This is a genomic window from Sphingopyxis sp. PAMC25046 (genome assembly GCF_004795895.1).
In the GTDB taxonomy this organism is placed as follows: domain Bacteria; phylum Pseudomonadota; class Alphaproteobacteria; order Sphingomonadales; family Sphingomonadaceae; genus Sphingopyxis.
Map to the genome: position 1 here is coordinate 1,157,656 of NZ_CP039250.1, position 16,427 is coordinate 1,174,082.

At 63.1% G+C, this 16,427-nt stretch carries 14 protein-coding genes; 12 read left to right on the forward strand and 2 right to left on the reverse strand.

Features of this window, described 5'->3' with window-relative positions:
* Positions 1 to 115 precede the first annotated feature (115 nt).
* Positions 116 to 1,351 (forward strand): integrase arm-type DNA-binding domain-containing protein, encoded by a 1,236-nt coding sequence (locus E5675_RS05350; protein ID WP_136173670.1) that lies wholly within the window; start codon positions 116 to 118, stop codon positions 1,349 to 1,351.
* On the opposite strand, the gene E5675_RS05355 is transcribed toward E5675_RS05350, so the two are convergent.
* A complete protein-coding gene (locus tag E5675_RS05355; protein ID WP_136173671.1) occupies positions 1,348 to 1,548 on the reverse strand; it encodes a helix-turn-helix domain-containing protein in 201 nt (66 codons plus the stop codon). The genes E5675_RS05350 and E5675_RS05355 overlap by 4 nt on opposite strands.
* A gap of 392 nt (positions 1,549 to 1,940) precedes the next feature.
* Between E5675_RS05355 and E5675_RS05360 the strand changes: the two genes are divergently transcribed.
* The 7 genes from E5675_RS05360 to E5675_RS21680 all read left to right on the forward strand — a co-directional run bounded on the left by E5675_RS05360 (position 1,941) and on the right by E5675_RS21680 (position 12,395).
* The gene (locus tag E5675_RS05360) at positions 1,941 to 2,726 is read left to right on the forward strand and encodes a toprim domain-containing protein (RefSeq protein WP_247594797.1); all 786 of its coding nucleotides are present in this window, start codon (positions 1,941 to 1,943) and stop codon (positions 2,724 to 2,726) included.
* A complete protein-coding gene (locus E5675_RS05365) occupies positions 2,723 to 4,744 on the forward strand; it encodes a ParB/RepB/Spo0J family partition protein (RefSeq protein ID WP_136173673.1) in 2,022 nt (673 codons plus the stop codon). Before E5675_RS05360 ends, E5675_RS05365 begins: the two co-directional genes overlap by 4 nt.
* Positions 4,745 to 4,883: 139 nt before the next feature.
* Entirely contained in the window at positions 4,884 to 9,179 is a 4,296-nt protein-coding gene (locus E5675_RS05370; RefSeq protein ID WP_136173674.1) for a strawberry notch-like NTP hydrolase domain-containing protein, read from the forward strand.
* Between the two features lie 346 nt (positions 9,180 to 9,525).
* Positions 9,526 to 10,719: a DUF932 domain-containing protein gene (locus E5675_RS05375; protein WP_136173675.1), complete on the forward strand. Its 1,194-nt coding sequence runs from the start codon at positions 9,526 to 9,528 to the stop codon at positions 10,717 to 10,719.
* A gap of 57 nt (positions 10,720 to 10,776) precedes the next feature.
* Positions 10,777 to 11,166, forward strand: coding sequence for a hypothetical protein (locus tag E5675_RS21675; RefSeq protein ID WP_247594798.1), 390 nt, complete (start codon positions 10,777 to 10,779; stop codon positions 11,164 to 11,166).
* A gap of 19 nt (positions 11,167 to 11,185) precedes the next feature.
* Positions 11,186 to 11,617: a hypothetical protein gene (locus E5675_RS21415; RefSeq protein ID WP_168707797.1), complete on the forward strand. Its 432-nt coding sequence runs from the start codon at positions 11,186 to 11,188 to the stop codon at positions 11,615 to 11,617.
* Positions 11,607 to 12,395 carry a hypothetical protein gene (locus E5675_RS21680; RefSeq protein WP_247594799.1) on the forward strand — a complete coding sequence of 263 codons (789 nt, stop codon included), beginning with the start codon at positions 11,607 to 11,609 and terminating at the stop codon, positions 12,393 to 12,395. The genes E5675_RS21415 and E5675_RS21680 overlap by 11 nt, the downstream gene beginning before the upstream one ends.
* A 32-nt stretch (positions 12,396 to 12,427) precedes the next feature.
* Here the strand turns inward: E5675_RS21680 and E5675_RS05395 are convergent, their stop codons facing one another.
* Entirely contained in the window at positions 12,428 to 12,619 is a 192-nt protein-coding gene (locus E5675_RS05395; RefSeq protein WP_136173677.1) for a hypothetical protein, read from the reverse strand.
* 293 nt (positions 12,620 to 12,912) lie between these two features.
* Between E5675_RS05395 and E5675_RS05400 the strand changes: the two genes are divergently transcribed.
* The 4 genes from E5675_RS05400 (at position 12,913) to E5675_RS05415 (ending at position 16,378) form a co-directional block, all read left to right on the forward strand.
* Positions 12,913 to 13,557, forward strand: coding sequence for a hypothetical protein (locus E5675_RS05400; protein WP_136173678.1), 645 nt, complete (start codon positions 12,913 to 12,915; stop codon positions 13,555 to 13,557).
* 11 nt (positions 13,558 to 13,568) lie between these two features.
* Entirely contained in the window at positions 13,569 to 14,030 is a 462-nt protein-coding gene (locus E5675_RS05405) for a hypothetical protein (protein WP_136173679.1), read from the forward strand.
* A gap of 204 nt (positions 14,031 to 14,234) precedes the next feature.
* Entirely contained in the window at positions 14,235 to 14,582 is a 348-nt protein-coding gene (locus E5675_RS05410; protein ID WP_247594800.1) for a hypothetical protein, read from the forward strand.
* Positions 14,477 to 16,378 carry a sensor histidine kinase gene (locus E5675_RS05415; RefSeq protein WP_136173681.1) on the forward strand — a complete coding sequence of 634 codons (1,902 nt, stop codon included), beginning with the start codon at positions 14,477 to 14,479 and terminating at the stop codon, positions 16,376 to 16,378. Before E5675_RS05410 ends, E5675_RS05415 begins: the two co-directional genes overlap by 106 nt.
* Positions 16,379 to 16,427: the final 49 nt, after the last annotated feature.

Here is a 16,427-nt window from a genome sequence, read left to right on the forward strand (position 1 = left end):
TTCGATGAGACTCGCTGAGTGGAATCCAGGCTGATCCAGCCGGAACCATCAGCGTACCATCAGCTTTGATGGTGTTTTTGATGGTTTCGGTCAGCCTATCGAAGGTGAAACCATCATGTCGCTTACCCACATCCAGATTTCGAACGCTAAGCCCAAGGAAAAAGCCTATAAAATGGCTGACGCCGACGCCCTGTACCTTGTGGTCAGGCCGAGCGGCGCAAAAGTCTGGCGAATGAACTATCGCTATCTCGATCGGCAAAAGACGCTGTATTTCGGGTCGTGGCCCGATGTCGGCATCGCGTCCGCTCGCGAATTGCGTGATGAGGCACGCAAGAAGCTCATCGCCGGGCTTGATCCCGCAGCGGAGAAGAAGGTCGCGCGGATCACCCAGAAGATCGCGCAGGACAATACGTTCAAGGCGATCGCCGAGGAATGGCTGGTGAAAATCGAACGAGAAGATCGCGCGCCAGTCACGCTTCGGAAGGTGCGATGGCTCCTCGACATCGCCGAACCGATGATCGGCAGTCGCCCGATATCGAAACTCACCGCGCAGGAAATCCTGGCCGTTCTCCGTAAAGTCGAGGCGAATGGCCGATATGAAAGCGCGCGGCGCATGCGGAGCGTGATTAGCAGAGTGTTCCGCTACGCCATTGCGACGGCCAGGGCTGATCGCGATCTCGCGGCCGATCTCCGCGGGGCGCTGATCACTCCGAAGGTGAAGCACCACGCCGCCATCACGGCCCCGAAGGAAGTCGGCGCGCTACTCCGCGCTATCGATGGCTACACTGGCCACGAACTCACCGCGGTGGCGCTTCGATTGACACCGCATCTTTTCGTCAGACCGGGAGAACTGCGTCAGGCAGAATGGGCGGAGATTGATCCCGATGATGCCGTCTGGTCGATCCCGGCAGAGAAAATGAAAATGCGCCGCTCGCTTTGCGTCCCCCTGTCACGGCAAGTTCTTGCGATGCTCGAAGAGCTTCACGCCCTTACCGGCCATGGGAAATACCTCTTCCCTTCCTTTCGGACGCCCCACCGTTGCATGTCGGAGAACACTGTCAGCGCTGCGCTTCGGCGGCTGGGCTACAGCCGTGAAGAGATGACGGCCCATGGATTCCGCGCGACGGCCGCCACTCTCCTCAACCAGATGGGAATGTGGCACCCGGATGCGATCGAAAGGCAACTGGCACATCTCGATGCCAATGCGACCCGCCGGGTCTACACCCGCGGCGAATATTGGGATGAACGTGTTCGCATGATGCAGCATTGGTCCGATTATCTCGACGAGCTGCAGGGCGGTGCGCAAATTCTCCGCCCTGCCTTCGGGATGAGTGCAACATCGACCGCTTAGCGGCCGACCAGGGCCTTGAGGCTCGTATAGAGGACCAGCGTGGACCGGCCGACTTTGACGACCTCAAGGTCGCCGGACACGATCAACTCGTAGATTCTTGATCGGCTGAGCCCGGTCAGCTCGACTGCGGTCGGAATCCGCACGGTTAATGGCTCGATGAAGACGATTTCGGACCGTGACAAATCGAGATCCTCCATTTTCCTTGTCCTCGGGAGGAGAGCAATGGCGCGAGCGCGGTTCCAACGCAGCATTCGCCATCGCAAGCGTGCCGGTTGCTACGCCACCTCACAATAATCAGGGCAGGATCGTGCCGTTGAGCGGTATCGCCGCGCCGCGTGACTTCGTCACCAGGTGGCCGCGAAAAGCACGACAGGAGAGAGGGGGAGCTTGAGCGAAGTCTGATCTGATCGAGAGAATTCCAATGTCTGTTGCCCCTTCGACTCTCCGTGATTCCGAATTGGAGGCTGCCGGGGCTGCACTGGTCAGGGGTCTTGGCGGTTTCTGGCAGGGATCGACTGGAATGTGTCGCTGCCCAGCTCACGATGACCGAACGCCGAGCCTATCGGTTCGCGTTGGCGACACCCGACTCTTGTTCAAATGCTTTGCCGGCTGCGACACGCGTGGCGTGCTGCGCGCCATTCGGCGGCTCGATCCGAATGCCTTGGGCGCAAAGGGCGATGGAATCGCCAAGCAGTTCAAGCTCGATCGATGGCTGCAAAAGCGCGCCTTCGATCTTTGGAGGGTCGGACGGCCGATATATTGGACTATCGCCGAGACCTACCTACGCAATCGGTCGATTCACATCGCGCTCGACTCTTTGCGCTTCTGCGACCGAACTCCGCTGGGCAAGGGCAAGGCGGCACGGTTTTGCCCGGCGATGCTCGCCGCCGTCACCGACGATTCCGGTCTGCTCGCCGTCCAGAGGACCTTTCTCGATGCCCGCGGGCGGCGTGCACGCGACCTTCGCCATCCTCGCCGCCTGCTAGGCCACCCCTGCGGCGGTGCCGTACGGCTCGCACCAGCAACCGAAACTCTCGGGATCGCCGAAGGCGTCGAGACGGCGGTCTCGGCGATGATCCTGCTCGGCATTCCGGTCTGGGCGACGCTCGGCAATGAACGCCTCCCCCATGTTGCCATCCCGAAATCCGTGAACCGCCTCGTCCTGCTCCCAGACAATGACAACGCGGGACGCCGAGCCGTGCCGCTTGCAATACAGGCCCACACGGCGCCTGGACGACAGATCCGCACAATCTGGCCGTGGCACGGGCGGAACGACTGGAACGATGTCCTACGGGAAGGAGGAAAAGGGGGTGGGGGACTGGCGGCGCCGAGTGGCCTGATGGTCGGGTCTCCGCCGCCAGGAGACGGACTATGACATATCCGATCGTATACGCGCTTGCGCGCAATTGCGTCGCTTCCCCGCTGAATGTCCGAACGGAAAGCGACCCCGACGCCGACGCCGAACTGGAAGCGATGATCGGCCAAGCCGGCTTCGTGCTCCAGAACCTGATTGGCACCGCGATCAAGCGCAAGAAGGACAGCTACAGCATTTTCGGTGGCGGCCGGCGACTCGCGCGGGTTCATTCCCTGATCGAAAAGGGCCAGCTGCCGGATGATTTTTGCGTCCCGATCATGGTCTTGCCGAACGCAAAGGATGCCATCGAACTCAGTCTCGCTGAAAACCAGAAGCTGCCGATGACCGCCGCCGATGAATGCACTGCCTTCAAGAACATGATCGAGAAGGAAGGCAAAACCCCGGCGCAGGTTGCCGCGCGGTTCGGCAAGACCGAGCGTTTCGTGCTCGGGCGCGTTCGTCTCGCCGATCTTCACGAGACGATCTTCGAGGCGCTCCGCAAGGGCGACATCACGCTTGAGGTCGCCAAGGCCTATGGCAGCACGTCCGACACCGTTCGTCAGGCCCGTGTGTTCGAGCAATATCAGGACAGCTATTACGGGGACGACGTCTACACCATCCGGCGCGAGCTCGCCTCAGGCAGCTATCGCGGCGGCGATCCCAAGGCGCTGCTCGTCGGCCGCGAAGCCTATGTCGAGGCCGGCGGACGGATCGACTCCGATCTTTTCTCCGACAGCGCGTCGGAAAACTGGATCGATGGCGACATTCTCGATCGCCTTGTCGATAAAAGGCTCTCGGCTGAGGCCGAGGCGATTCGCGAACGCGAGGGTTTCGCGGAAATCCGTGCGCTGCCGACGACGCGCGTCTCCTACACCGAACTCGACGGTCTGAGCCCGGTTCGCGGTGAGGTTCCGCCACCCACGGCAGAGGATGAAGCGCGCTGCGCCGAGATCGAGGCCGAAATGACCATCATCGCCGAAGCCGCGAACGAAAGCGACGACGGCATCACCGATGATGACGAACAGCGTTATCGTGATCTGGAATCCGAACTCCGCGACATCCAGAATCGTCCGCCGGTGTTGTCCGATGACCAGAAGGCCTCCGCGCTCGCCTTCGTCGTCCTCGGTGAAGATGGCCAGCCCCGGGTTCATCATCAGGTCTACCGAACCCCCGAAGCGATGAGCGAAACCGATGACTCGGACGATGACCGCGACGATGCGGCTCCTGGCGGAGCATCAGGCAAACCCGCGATCAGCCAGCGGCTCGCTGACGAACTCGCAACGATGAAGGCGGAACTGCTCCGCGTCCATGTCGCCAGCGAACCGCGGTTCGCGCTCGATCTCGGGACGTTCGTGATGGTCGATGCCGCGCAGCGGCGTTACGGGGCGAGCGATCTCGCAAGCGAGCTCCGGGCCGATGCGGCGCCGTCGCGCGTCATCGGGTTCGAGAGCGGCACGACGGCGGCTGAGGAATGGGCTAAGCTCGAAGCCGGACTCGATCGGAGCTGGATCGACCCCAATGCCGGTGTCACCGTCCGCTACGATGCCTTCTGCGCGCTTGGCGAGGAAGCACGCGCGGCATGGCTGGGTTGGGCAATCGCCCGCACGATCCACGCCGTGCCCGCCAAGGCGACCGGCAGCGAGTTCGTCGATCACCTCGGCTGCAAGCTCGGGATCGACGTCGCCGCCTGGTGGCGACCGACCGCGAAGAATTATTTCAAGCGGCTCACCAAGACGACGATCCTCGATCTGTTCGCGGAAATCGGCGGCAGCGAACTCGGCCAACGCTATGGCGCGTCAAAGAAGGACCTCCTCGCTTCCTCGGCCGAACAGCTCTTCGCGGGCAACATCATCGTGGAAGCCGACGTCAAGGAAAAGGCGCTCGCCTGGCTTCCCGACGCGATGCGCTTCGACCGTCCCGTCGCAGAGCTGGCGAACGACGATGCCGACCTGGAGCCAGCCGATGCCGCCGAACTGACGGTCGACGACGATCCGGTCGGTGCTGGCGACGAGGACGAACCGGTGGCCGACGCGGCCTGATCAGCCAGCGCCGACCTCGATTAGGGGCTGCGACGATGCGTCGCGGCCCCTTTTTCATGCCGCCTACCCGACTGGAGGAAAGGGGGAGGGCGGTGTGCGGCAGGGGCAGGCGCCCCGGAGCCGTTTCAGGAGATCGTCCATGACTCTTCCGCTTTTCAAACTCGCCGACACTCCAGATTCCGGCGCCCGGGAAAAGGCCGAACGCCTTCACGGCGTCGCACGGGCTCTGCAAACCCGGCTCGCCGACCCGCAATCGGTAACGCGTTCGCTGCTCAAAGGTCTCATGTCGGAGGCATTCGGCGGATCGGATGCCGACGGACACTGGTCGATGCGCGATGCCTATGACGCGCTCGAAGCGGCGCAGGCTTCGAACATGCTGTCGCTCGATGAAGGCCAAAACCCGGACTGCGCGCCGGAAGTTGCCTTCTCGGCCATTCTCGCCTTCGAGAAGGCGCTGCCAACCCAGACCTATCGCAGCGAACACCAGGTCGAGATGCAGCAGTTCAGCACGCCAGCCGCACTCGGCTGGCTCGCGACGCGTGCAGCGGCGATTACGGCCGAGGACCATGTGCTCGAACCGTCGGCGGGCACCGGCATGCTCGCAGCGCGCGCGATCGCCGCCGGAGCCTCCGTAACCCTCAACGAACGCGATCCCTGCCGCGCCGCGCTGCTCGCTCTCGTGACGAACGCCGAAGTCACCACGCACGATGCCGAGTTCATCAACGACCGGCTGCCGCCGGATGTTCGGCCCACGGTCGTCCTGATCAATCCGCCTTTCAGCCGCAGCGAAGGCCGCGGCGAGGATCGCCACGCCGGTGCCCGCCACCTTCGCTCCGCGTTGCTCCGCCTCGCCGACGGCGGACGCTGTGTCGCAATCATGTCGCCGGCCTTTGCGCATGACGGCAGCGGCGCCCGCGGCTATGTCTCGGTCGCCGAGATCGCTCGTCCGCGCGTCGAGATTACCATTCTCGGCCGCCCGTACGTCAAGCATGGGACCGGCATCGCCGTTCGGCTGATCGTCTTCGACAAGGGCTGGATCGGCGAGACCGAACGCCACACGGTCGATACGATCGAGGCGGCGTTGCCCATCGTGCTTGCGCTCCCGCCCCGGTTGCACCCATCCGACGAACCGCCCCCCGCCTCGCCGGCGGTGATCCCGTTCCGTCCGGCGCTCAAATCCGCGTCGGGATCGCTCTTTTCCGGGCTCGCGAGCCCCAAGGTCATGGCGCCGTCGCGGATCGCCGCCAAGGACGATCCGGCCGAACCGCTCGCTTACTCTGTTCGTGACGCGCCGCTACCGGTCGGTGATCCCGTCGGCATTTACGCGCCCTGGCGCCTCGCCCGGATAGATATTCCGGGCGCGACGCCTCATCCCGACAATCTTGTTGAATCGCTGGCCATGGCGTCGGTACTGCCGCCGATCCCTCAGTATCGCCCGCTCTTTCAGAAGCGGGCGAGCAGCGCACTGTCCGATGCTCAGCTCGAAGCGATCATCTATGCTGGCGATGCTTTCTCACGCGACCTGCCGGGACGGTTCGTGCCCAATGAAGCAGGCGACCAGCTGCGCGAGAATGCGGACGGACATGCTTATCGCATGGGCTTCTTCATTGGTGACGGCACTGGCGTCGGCAAGGGGCGCGAGGGCGCCGCGATCATTCGAGACCAGTGGAACTGCGGCAACTGCCGCGCCGTCTGGATTTCGAGGGGCGCGACACTGATCGAGGATGCGCGCCGCGACTGGACCGCGCTTGGCGGCCTCCCGATCGACATCCAGCCGCTCGACGCTTTTCCGCTGGGGCAACCAATCGGCATGGCGAGCGGCATCCTCTTCCTCACCTATGCGACGCTCCGCTCGCAGCGCCACGACCAATGCTCGCGCCTCCAGCAGATACTCCAGTGGACGGAAGCCACTTTCGAGGGCGTGATCCTGTTCGACGAATCCCATTCGATGGGCAATGCGGCGGGCACCAAGGACGAATATCGCCAGGCCAAGGGGTCTGAACAGGGATTGGCCGGAGTGCGCCTGCAGAACGCACTGCCGCGCGCCCGGGTGGTCTATGAATCGGCCACCGGCGCCACCAAGCCCGAGAATCTGAGTTATGCCTCGCGGCTCGGGCTTTGGGGGCCCGGCACGGCCTTCGTGAACCGCGACGCTTTTCTCGCTGCGATGACCGACGGCGGTATCGCGGCGATGGAGATCGTCGCCCGCGACCTCAAGTCCATGGGTCTCTACACGGCGCGTGCACTGAGTTTCGCCGGCGTCGAATATGACCCGCTCGAGCATCGGCTGACGCCCGACCAGATAGAGATTTACGATGCCTATGCCGACGCCTGGGCGATTGTTCACCAGAACCTGGACGAGGTGCTGAAGGCGTCGAATATCGTCGACCGCATGTCGGGTCTGACGATGAACGCCATGGCCAAGGGCTCGGCGCTCAGCCGGTTCGAGAGCGCGAAGCAGCGCTTCTTCTCCCAAGTGCTGATCTCGATGAAAATGCCGACGGTCGTTCGCGCGATCGAGGAGGAACTCGCTGCCGGCCATGTCGCCGTCGTGCAACTGACCAGCACAGCCGAGGCGATCCTCGAACGCCGGCGGGCGGACCTGTCGCCGGACGAACGCGCCAACCTCGCGATCGACGTCTCGCCGCTCGATACGCTGATCGATTATCTGAAGACCGCCTTCCCGACGCGTCAGATGCGCGCCTTTCGCTCATCCGACGGAGCAATGCGCTCCGAGCCGATGCACGATGGCGACGGCAATGCTGTCCTCTGTCAGGAAGCGGTCGCGGCGCGCGACAATCTGGTCGAAAGCCTCTGCTCGATGCCGCCGGTCCCGGCGGCGCTCGACTTCCTGATCGCGCATTTCGGGACCGACACTGTCGCCGAGGTCACGGGCCGAACGCGCCGCGTTGTCCTCGAGGAGCAGGGGCGACAGAAGCTCGAGCGCCGCAGCGCAAGTTCCAATATCGCCGAGACCGACGCCTTCATGTCGGGACGGAAGCCGATCCTCGTCTTCTCGGAAGCGGGCGGCACCGGCCGTTCCTATCACGCCGACCTCGATTGTCCGACCGCGAACAAGCGGCGCATCCATTTCCTGCTCGAACCGGGCTGGCGCGCCGACATCGCGATCCAGGGTCTCGGCCGCACGCATCGGACGTACCAGTGGAAGCCGCCGGTGTTCCGCCCCGTCACAACCAACTGCAAGGGCGAGCGCCGCTTCATCAGCACCATCGCGCGCCGTCTCGATACCCTCGGCGCGCTCACACGCGGCCAGCGTCAGGCCGGCGGCCAGAATCTATTCGACCCCGCGGATAATCTCGAAAGCAGCTATGCTCGCGAAGCGCTGACCCAATGGTATCATCTGCTCCATGCCGGCAAGCTCGCGAGCATCGGTCTCGAGAAGTTCCAGTTTATCACGGGACTGAAGCTCGTCGACGAGAATGGAACCCTGCTCGACAAGCTGCCGCCGATCCAGCGATGGCTGAACCGCATCCTCGCGCTCCGCATCGCGACCCAAGATGCCATTTTCGAGGAATATATGGGGCTCATCCAGGCCCGCGTCGACGCCGCTCGCGAGGCCGGGACGCTTGACCTTGGCGTCGAGGCGATGCGCGCCGAGCGTATCGTCGAGCTCTCGCAGCAGGTGCTGAGGGAGGATCCTGTATCCGGCGCCGAGACGCGGCTGCTCCGCCTCGAACTTCACCTGAAGCCGCGTGTCACGGGGTGGGCGCGCCTTGACAAGATTTGGGGTGCTTCCTCGGATGTCCAATATCTTCGCAACAGCCGTTCGGGGCGCGTAGCCCTTTGCGTGCCGTCCTGGTCGATCACCGACGAAGACGGGAAGCCCGTCAAGATGATGGAACTCGTCCGCCCGACGGGTTCGAACCGCATCCAGCTTGCCGGTCTCGGGCATACGCACTGGGAGGTGATCGACCGCGACAGCTTCCGGAGCTTCTGGGAAGCGGAGGTCGGCGAAGCACTCGAGAAGGTCGATATCGAGACGATCAGTGTCGCGACGGGCCTTCTTCTCCCTGTCTGGAACCAGCTACCACAGGACGACGTCCGTGTCTGGCGGATCGACGACGCATCGGGAACGTCGATCCTCGGCCGCATCGTGATGTCCGGGGCGATCGAGAAGCTGGAATCGGCTTTCGGCCTCACCTCCTCGATCATGCTCACGCCTGACGAACTGATCGAGGCCGCCCGGTATGGTGATGGCGGCCTCATACCCGGGCTGCACGGCGCGCGGCTCGTGTCGGCCATGGTAAACGACAGCCGCCGGTTCGAGATCAGGGACTATCGGCCTGAGGATCGTGAATGGCTGAAGGCGCGCGGTGCGTTCAGCGAGGTGATCGCATACAGGACACGCCTCTTCCTCCCGGCGGGGAAGGCCGATGAAATTCTCGGCGCCATCGTCGCCGAGAGATCGCAGTGAAATCACAACCCCTGACCACGTGTCCCCTTGCTTTTCTGGTAGGTGTCGATGCCGAGACGGTCACGATCTAAACCCATCGTGGATTGCTCAATGCAGGCCATCTCGGTCCCAGTCGAATGGCGCCCAGCGCGGTGCTCAGCACCGGAACCGTGTCCGCGATATCCGCACTTTCATCATCAATAACGCCGCCGCAGTCGATATCCGCAAGGTCGACAAATCTGGTTCATCGACCTCGTGGCGCACGGCGCCATCTGACTGGCAGCGAGGAGAGAAGGGGGTGGGGTCGGTGTGAGCCGGGCAGTGATTTCGCCCAAGCTCGACGTCCCATTTTTGTCGGAGATCTCCCATGAACAGTCTTGCACCCGTCGTCGACCGCCCAGTCGGCGGCGCCTATCGCGTCGATATCTCCCGCGGCCGCAATATCGGCCGTGTCTCGTCCGAATGGTTCTCGCGTCCCGACGACGAGCGCTTCCTCTCGCTCACCGATCTCCATGAGGTCGTTCGTGCCCGCGCCGACCGCGCAACCACGCGCGTCGTCGACAGCAAGGCGATCCGTGTCGAGGCGCGGAGCGATAGCCCCGAACGTCTCTCGCTAATTGTCCCCGACGAAGAGCGGCCCGTTGCGCCGACGAACTGGGCGTTCGGACAGCTTTGCAGCCTCGTCGGCGCGCCCGCATCCTATCTTCGCGAGCTTCCGGCCGCGCTCGCCGGCATCAATCTTCAGCATGGCCTCGTCGCGCACCGCGGTGAGCAGGTGAAACTGCTGCAGACCGACGACGGGCGGACCGAACTTCGCGCCGCGACCGGTCCCGAATATGGCCGTATCTGGGATTACGAGCTCGTGGAAGCGGTGATGAAGATCGCTGGCGACGGCGTCGGGCAGACGCGGTGGAAGGTCCCCGGCGTGCTCGACTGGTCGAACATGCACTATAACCCCTATGTCGACGTCACGCGCGACACGACAACGCTCTACGCCTCCGACCGCGACGTCTTCATTTTCCTTGTCGACGACACACACCCGATCGAGGCGGGAAAGCTTCCCAATGGCGACCCCGACCTCTATTTTCGCGGCTTCTACTGCTGGAACTCCGAGGTCGGCGCGAAAACGCTCGGCATGGCGACCTTCTATCTCCGCGCCGTTTGCATGAACCGGAACCTCTGGGGCGTCGAGAATTTCGAGGAGGTGAAGATCCGCCACTCGAAATTCGCGGCGAACCGCTTCGCTCATGAAGCGGCGCCCGCGCTCGAGCACTTCGCAGACTCCTCGCCGATGCCATTCCTGAGCGGCATCAAGACCGCGCGCGAGCGCATCGTCGCCCGCAAGGACGAGGACCGCGAGACGTTCATGCGCAAACGCGGTTTCTCGAAGGCCGAGACCGCGAAGATCGTCGCGACGGTGCTCGCTGAGGAGGGCCGCCCGCCGGAGACGATCTATGATTTCGTGCAGGGCATCACGGCCTTCGCGCGGACCAGGACCAACCAAGACAGCCGGCTCGAGGTCGAAGGCAAGGCCCGCAAGCTTCTCGAATCCGCCCACTGACACGCGAAGCCGCCGGTTCCCCCGATCCGGCGGCTTCCTTTCCCATGGAGACCCGCGATGACCGATGCGCGCTACCGTCTGCTCGATACGATACAGGACCTCATGTCCAACTATCTTCTCGACGCATGCCCCGACAATGTGACGTGGGAAGATTTCGACCCTGACATCGACGGACTGCGTTCGAGCGTCGCGGGTCTCATCGACAAGCATAGCCGGGGTGTGGTCTCAACCGCCGTCGTCGCTACCTACCTGGTCGAAGTCGAGTTCTTCAGCGGCGACGATTGTTTTACGACCGTCGTCTATACCATCGACGCTTCGACACCCGACGGGGCGGAGCATCACGCGCTGTCGATGTCATTGGACAGCGTTTACAACGACCCGCGCATTCCGGACCTGTCGCGCGCTGCGACCGCGAGGCCGATGGACGATCCGAACAAACCGATATGATCGTCGATCGGACCCCGTGATGGCGCGAACGGCGCTGCCGCTGGCTACCGAGTGCGACGGAATCGACCCGGGGTTTCCTTTCCGTCGCCGTCATCGACGCGCGCCGACAGGCCTCATCCTTCGTGAAGGTCATCACTTTGCGAGATCGATGCCGGCCGCCCGGCATGTCCCTTCTTGCCTTGGCAGCATGACCATTGCCGAAAAGGTCCCGACGATGTTGAATCCATTCCAGCAAATTTGCACCCTCGCCTACAGTGAAGGCGACTTTGCTCACATCGAAAGCATCGAGGAGGCCCACGATGTGGGCGATAGGCTCTTTGCGTTTCTTATGGCCGAGTTCGCATCGAGCGAGGGCTGTGATTGCCGCGAAGAAGCGCTGCGCCGCCTGGAAATGGCCGCGGCAGATATTCGCCGCGTTATCGACGCGGTCGATCAAATGATTGTCATTTGATCGATCCGGGCTGCCCAGGCATCGTAGGTCGCCGATTGCCGGCACAGGCTCACATCAAGCTGAACAGGATTATCTCATGTCTGACGCTAGCATTCGCGCATTCGCGCAACTGCTCGCCCGTGCCCGCGCGGCGATCGAGACGCCGGCCGACCTCGATGATGCGGCCCGGACCGCGGTAATCGAGGATATCGCCGCGTTCGAGGACTGCCTTGCGCGAGGAGCGATTCCGTGGGGCTTCGACATCCACATCGGCTCAATCGATCATAAGAATGGCACCAACCATTATGCCGCGCTCGCTCGGGAAGCGTTGATGGCAGAGGTCGCCCAATATTGCCGAGAGTGGTGGTCCGATATCGAAGATAGGCGCGACCCGGCGACGCTCGACGACGAAAAGATCGCGGACATTTATTTCGGAGATCATCCGAGCGAGCATTTCACAACCGACCGCGTCCATATCGATCCGCCACGCGCCGACATGCAGACATCCAGCCTCGAAACCGGGCACTATTGCGTACTCACCACGGCGCATCTGTCGACTGCGACCGCAAGCTCATTGGATGAATGGTGCGCGGCGGCAACCTCGGACCGGCCGATCAATGTTGCGAGCACCGTTTACGGATGGTTTGTTCCGGCGCGCGAACTGGATGAACTAACGCAGGCCAAGCTGCCGGCCGACCTCCTTGCTGCGATGAAGTTCGCTCGCGCGCAAGGCTTCGACCACATCCTGTTCGACTGCGACGCAGGCAGCGTCGAGGCATTGCCGAAGCATGGCTGGTGAAGCCGGTCTTTGGTATCCTGCGCTAGTTATCTTCAGGCATGCGCCCGCGCATCGAGTGTTTCCAGCCGATCGGCGGCAAGCTCCACGACATTGGCCTGGATCACATGGCCGCGATTGCGCAGGATTTCGCCGAGATCCCTGACCATAGCGATCAGATCGCCGGTCGCGAGCGGGCCATCGAGAGTGCGCAACAAATGGCGTTCTTGCTCGTCCAGTTCTCGCATCGTCATTCTCCGCGGGACGCTTTTTTGGGCATGCCCGCAATCTAGCACATTCGGGCGACTGCCGGATGCTCAAATTCTCCTCTCGGCGATGATAGGCAGCGCCAACGCACGCACCGCGTGATGCCAGGCACAAGCGGCGACCGCTTGCTGGCCGCCCGCTCACCATCGATCGACGGATCTACAACGCCGTGAATGCGGGCGCCTGGGGTGCCCGCGATAGCCCCGCCAAGTGGGAGGAGAGCGGGAAGGGCAGGGGCGGGCGCAAAAGACGTCCGAACGAAGGAGCCTATCCCATGACCTACGATATCGCATTCCGCTACCAGCAGGCACTCGATCCTTCGGCACTCTCGACGCTGCCGGCCTGTCTCCACGCGCTGATCGCGGCGATCAAGGATTGTCGATATGCCGGCAATCCCGACGACGCCGATCCAGCGGTGTTGTTGCTCGCGCGGCATCTCGGTGCCGTCGCGGGCGCAACGGGCGGCGCCGACACCGCGCTTAAGCGTGCCTGCATGGATCACATTGCCGACATGCGCGGCAATTCCGCACTCGTGGCGCTGGCGCATAGAGGCGTCAGCTACGATGAGCAGGCAAAGAAGCTCTTCCATGGCGACGGTCGCAAGGCTCTGAAGCGGCTTGCCGAGGCGCTTCGCTTGGAGGACGGCAGCTATGACCTTCGCTCGAACAAGGGCGGCATCGCGGTTAGCGGCGAGATCATCCTCCATGGCGAGGAAATCTATGTCCAGCTCGGGCTTGGCATCGGATCCGGCCGCGAGGTGATGTTCCGCCGTGTCGCCGGGCGGAAGGATTATTGCGGCGACCGCAACTACTGGGCCGCGGTCGGCGAACTGCTCGAGCCTGACCGCCTAGCCGCGCGCATCCGCCGTGAACTGCACCTCGCCGAACCCGGAACGCCGCCGATGCAGCTGGTCGCCTGAGGGGAACTCCCATGGAAATTGTCATCTCGCGTTGCCGTCTCGCGGGGGCGCTGCCCCATTATATCTATCGCGCCCTGGTTCCTGCCGAGGGGATTGCGGCGGAGCGCTGCGCGATTGCTGGCACCGTTGCTGCGCCCGGGATCGCCGGTCGTATTGCCTGCATTCGGATCGCTCCGTTCATTGCGCCCGAGCGCTACCTCGCGACGCACCCTGTGGAGCGGACCGCGCTTGCCTCGCGCGTCGGGGCAGTCGGACGCCGGATCGAGTGGCTGATCATCGGCGCCTTCTTCCCCGAGATGACCCCACAATCATTACCTATCGTCTTTGAACTCGACCGTGCCCCCGGCGACGCATGCGTCTGGGCCGATGTCGACGATTTGACCGGCGTCTTCGATCGCGTCGAACGCGAGTTCGCAAGCCTCACAGCCATCGACCTCGGGCTGCGTCAAGGCGACGGCCTCCGGGCTGCTTGATCTCCGTCGTCGACGGCCCGTCCAAAGCGCCTGCCCTCGGCATAATTACCTCACCACCAGTAGAAAGATCCTGCGATGACGGTCATCGGACATAATCAAATCCGGAAAGTCGAGAACTTCGACCGATATGAGATTCTAGCGCACCCGCTTCCCCATCGAGAAGACCGCGTTTTCTATCCGGTGGAGCCCGATGGCTTTGGGGCGGTGACCTATGCTTCGCACGACGTCATGATCGCGAGGCCGACCGGCGTCGGGAGCAAGGGCCGGCTCGCCATATTGATGCACCATGGCGGCGGCCGCTACGTCCTCGAATTCTACGAAAGCACCCTGCCGATCGCCTCGTCGCTGCTCGCGCTTCCGGAACGTGAACAATATGCGCTCGCCTATACGATCTTTGCGCAAGCGGACGAATGCTCCGCCGGATCGCGCGCCGCGGAGGCGAAACGATGGGCAGAGGCCTATGTCGACGGCCGCATCCGGAAGCGGCGACGCGGGCGCGCGCGGCATATATATGTCGAAACCGTGGCCGAGAAGGCACTTCGCGTCGCCTGAATCTTAAGCTGCCCACGCCCAAACGCTCGCCACCAATCGTCACCGCTCGGGAGGAAAGGGAGCATGGGCGTGCGGCGGCGATGAGGCTGCCGCGTAACCGGAGTATTCCCATGACGCTTCCCGCTCAAATCCGCCCGTCCGTCGGCGAGCAACTCATCACCAAGGTGTCGCGCCTGTTCAACGGGACGATCACCGACGTTCTCAACGAACTCTTCCAGAATGCCCGCCGTGCGGGTGCGCAGCGTATCGACGTCGACCTCGGCGAGCATGAAGGCAAGCCGGCCCTCTTCATTGCCGACGACGGCGTTGGCATCGACGATCCCGCCGCGTTCGTGACCCTTGGCCGCTCCGGCTGGAGCGACCAGATCGCACGGCGGGAAGACCCCGCCGGAATGGGTGTGTTCAGCCTCGCCGGCAAGCGCGTGACCGTGCGATCCTTCTCGAGAGCCGCCGATGTCGGATGGACGGTCACCATCCCCGAAGACGGCTGGCAGGGAGAACAGCCGCTGACCGTCGAAACCTCCGAGATCCGAAGGGGAACGCAGCTGGTCATTGCCATGTCCGCCGAATGGCTGCCCAATCTCCAGTCGCAGATCGAAGCTACGGCGAAGCATTTTCCGCTGCCAGTCCGTTTTCAGGGCGCGGCCTTGCCACGCGAGGATTTCCTCAAGGACGCCTGCCGGATCGAAGAGTGGCGTGGCTGCCGGATCGGAATCTTCAGCGATTCCTATGACATCCCGAGCGACCCACGCCTCAATTTTCATGGCGTCAAGGTTCCCTGCCGGATGCCCGCCATCGGGGAAATCGAAGCACGGCGGAAATGGACGGTTCGGGTCGATATCGTCGACGCGCCCTCGCTCCAGCTCGTTTTACCCGCGCGCAAGGAGATGGTCGAGAATGCCGCACTCGCCGATCTGCGGGTTGAAGTGCAGGCAGCCATTTACCGGGCCATTGCGCTCAACGGCGAACACCGCCTGTCGTTCAAGGACTGGCAGCGCGCCACCGAGCTCGGCGTTGGCCTTCCCGAAGCCAGTCCGTGGCTCTGTGCATGGCGCCCGCGAACAGCAGATGGCAATGCATATGTCGAGGACGAGCGCGTCGAAGTTGCCTCGATGATCCTGATCCCCAGGCACGAGGCCGATGTCGAACAATGCGCGGCGAAGGTGTTGACCGAGGAGAAGCTCGGCTTCCGACCTGTCTTCGCTGAAGACAAGTTCTCCGGCTATCGACGGTATGACGAGCTTCCGCGCGTCCCGGGCCTTTCCTTTACGATCGAAAGGCAGGGCGAACTGTTCCACTATGCGGACGATGACGTTGTTTTCGACCATGTTGAATCGGGCGGGGTGACTGCGATTACCCTCAATATCCCGATCGTTCGCTGCGCCGAGTTCGACGAACCCGTCGCGATCCTGAGCCTTCCCGTCGATATGCTCGTCTGCGCGAACGCAAGCAGCCATGTCGATGAAGCGCATATTTTTGTCCAGGAGGGGGCAATCGTCACGCCGCAGGCGCTCGCGCAGCTGATCGAGGATGCGGTCTTCGCTTACGACGAGGATTGCGACAGCGACAGCTGGGGCAGGCAGCATGACGATTTCATCCGCGATGCGCGCCACTTCGCCAACAAGCTCCTCCTGGGAAAGGAAGAGGCTCTTCTCGAACAGATCCGATCGGCTTTCCGCGACGATGTCCAATGGCTGATCCCCGAGGGATTGACCCTCACCCTGGAGGCCGATGTCGGCAAGGCTCAAATCGCTCTGGCTGCCACGGATCCAGAAGCAGGACCCACCGCTGCATAGCCGGCAGACCATGCTAGGCTGGCGGTTTTGCGTCCGCCTCCGCCCTTAC

Coding starts and splice junctions, on each gene's coding strand:
- E5675_RS05350 (WP_136173670.1), top strand. CDS start 116: ATGTCGCTTACCCACATCCAGATTTCGAACGCTAAGCCCAAGGAAAAA.
- E5675_RS05355 (WP_136173671.1), bottom strand. CDS start 1,548: ATGGAGGATCTCGATTTGTCACGGTCCGAAATCGTCTTCATCGAGCCA.
- E5675_RS05365 (WP_136173673.1), top strand. CDS start 2,723: ATGACATATCCGATCGTATACGCGCTTGCGCGCAATTGCGTCGCTTCC.
- E5675_RS05370 (WP_136173674.1), top strand. CDS start 4,884: ATGACTCTTCCGCTTTTCAAACTCGCCGACACTCCAGATTCCGGCGCC.
- E5675_RS05375 (WP_136173675.1), top strand. CDS start 9,526: ATGAACAGTCTTGCACCCGTCGTCGACCGCCCAGTCGGCGGCGCCTAT.
- E5675_RS21675 (WP_247594798.1), top strand. CDS start 10,777: ATGACCGATGCGCGCTACCGTCTGCTCGATACGATACAGGACCTCATG.
- E5675_RS21415 (WP_168707797.1), top strand. CDS start 11,186: ATGGCGCGAACGGCGCTGCCGCTGGCTACCGAGTGCGACGGAATCGAC.
- E5675_RS05395 (WP_136173677.1), bottom strand. CDS start 12,619: ATGCGAGAACTGGACGAGCAAGAACGCCATTTGTTGCGCACTCTCGAT.
- E5675_RS05400 (WP_136173678.1), top strand. CDS start 12,913: ATGACCTACGATATCGCATTCCGCTACCAGCAGGCACTCGATCCTTCG.
- E5675_RS05405 (WP_136173679.1), top strand. CDS start 13,569: ATGGAAATTGTCATCTCGCGTTGCCGTCTCGCGGGGGCGCTGCCCCAT.
- E5675_RS05415 (WP_136173681.1), top strand. CDS start 14,477: ATGGGCAGAGGCCTATGTCGACGGCCGCATCCGGAAGCGGCGACGCGG.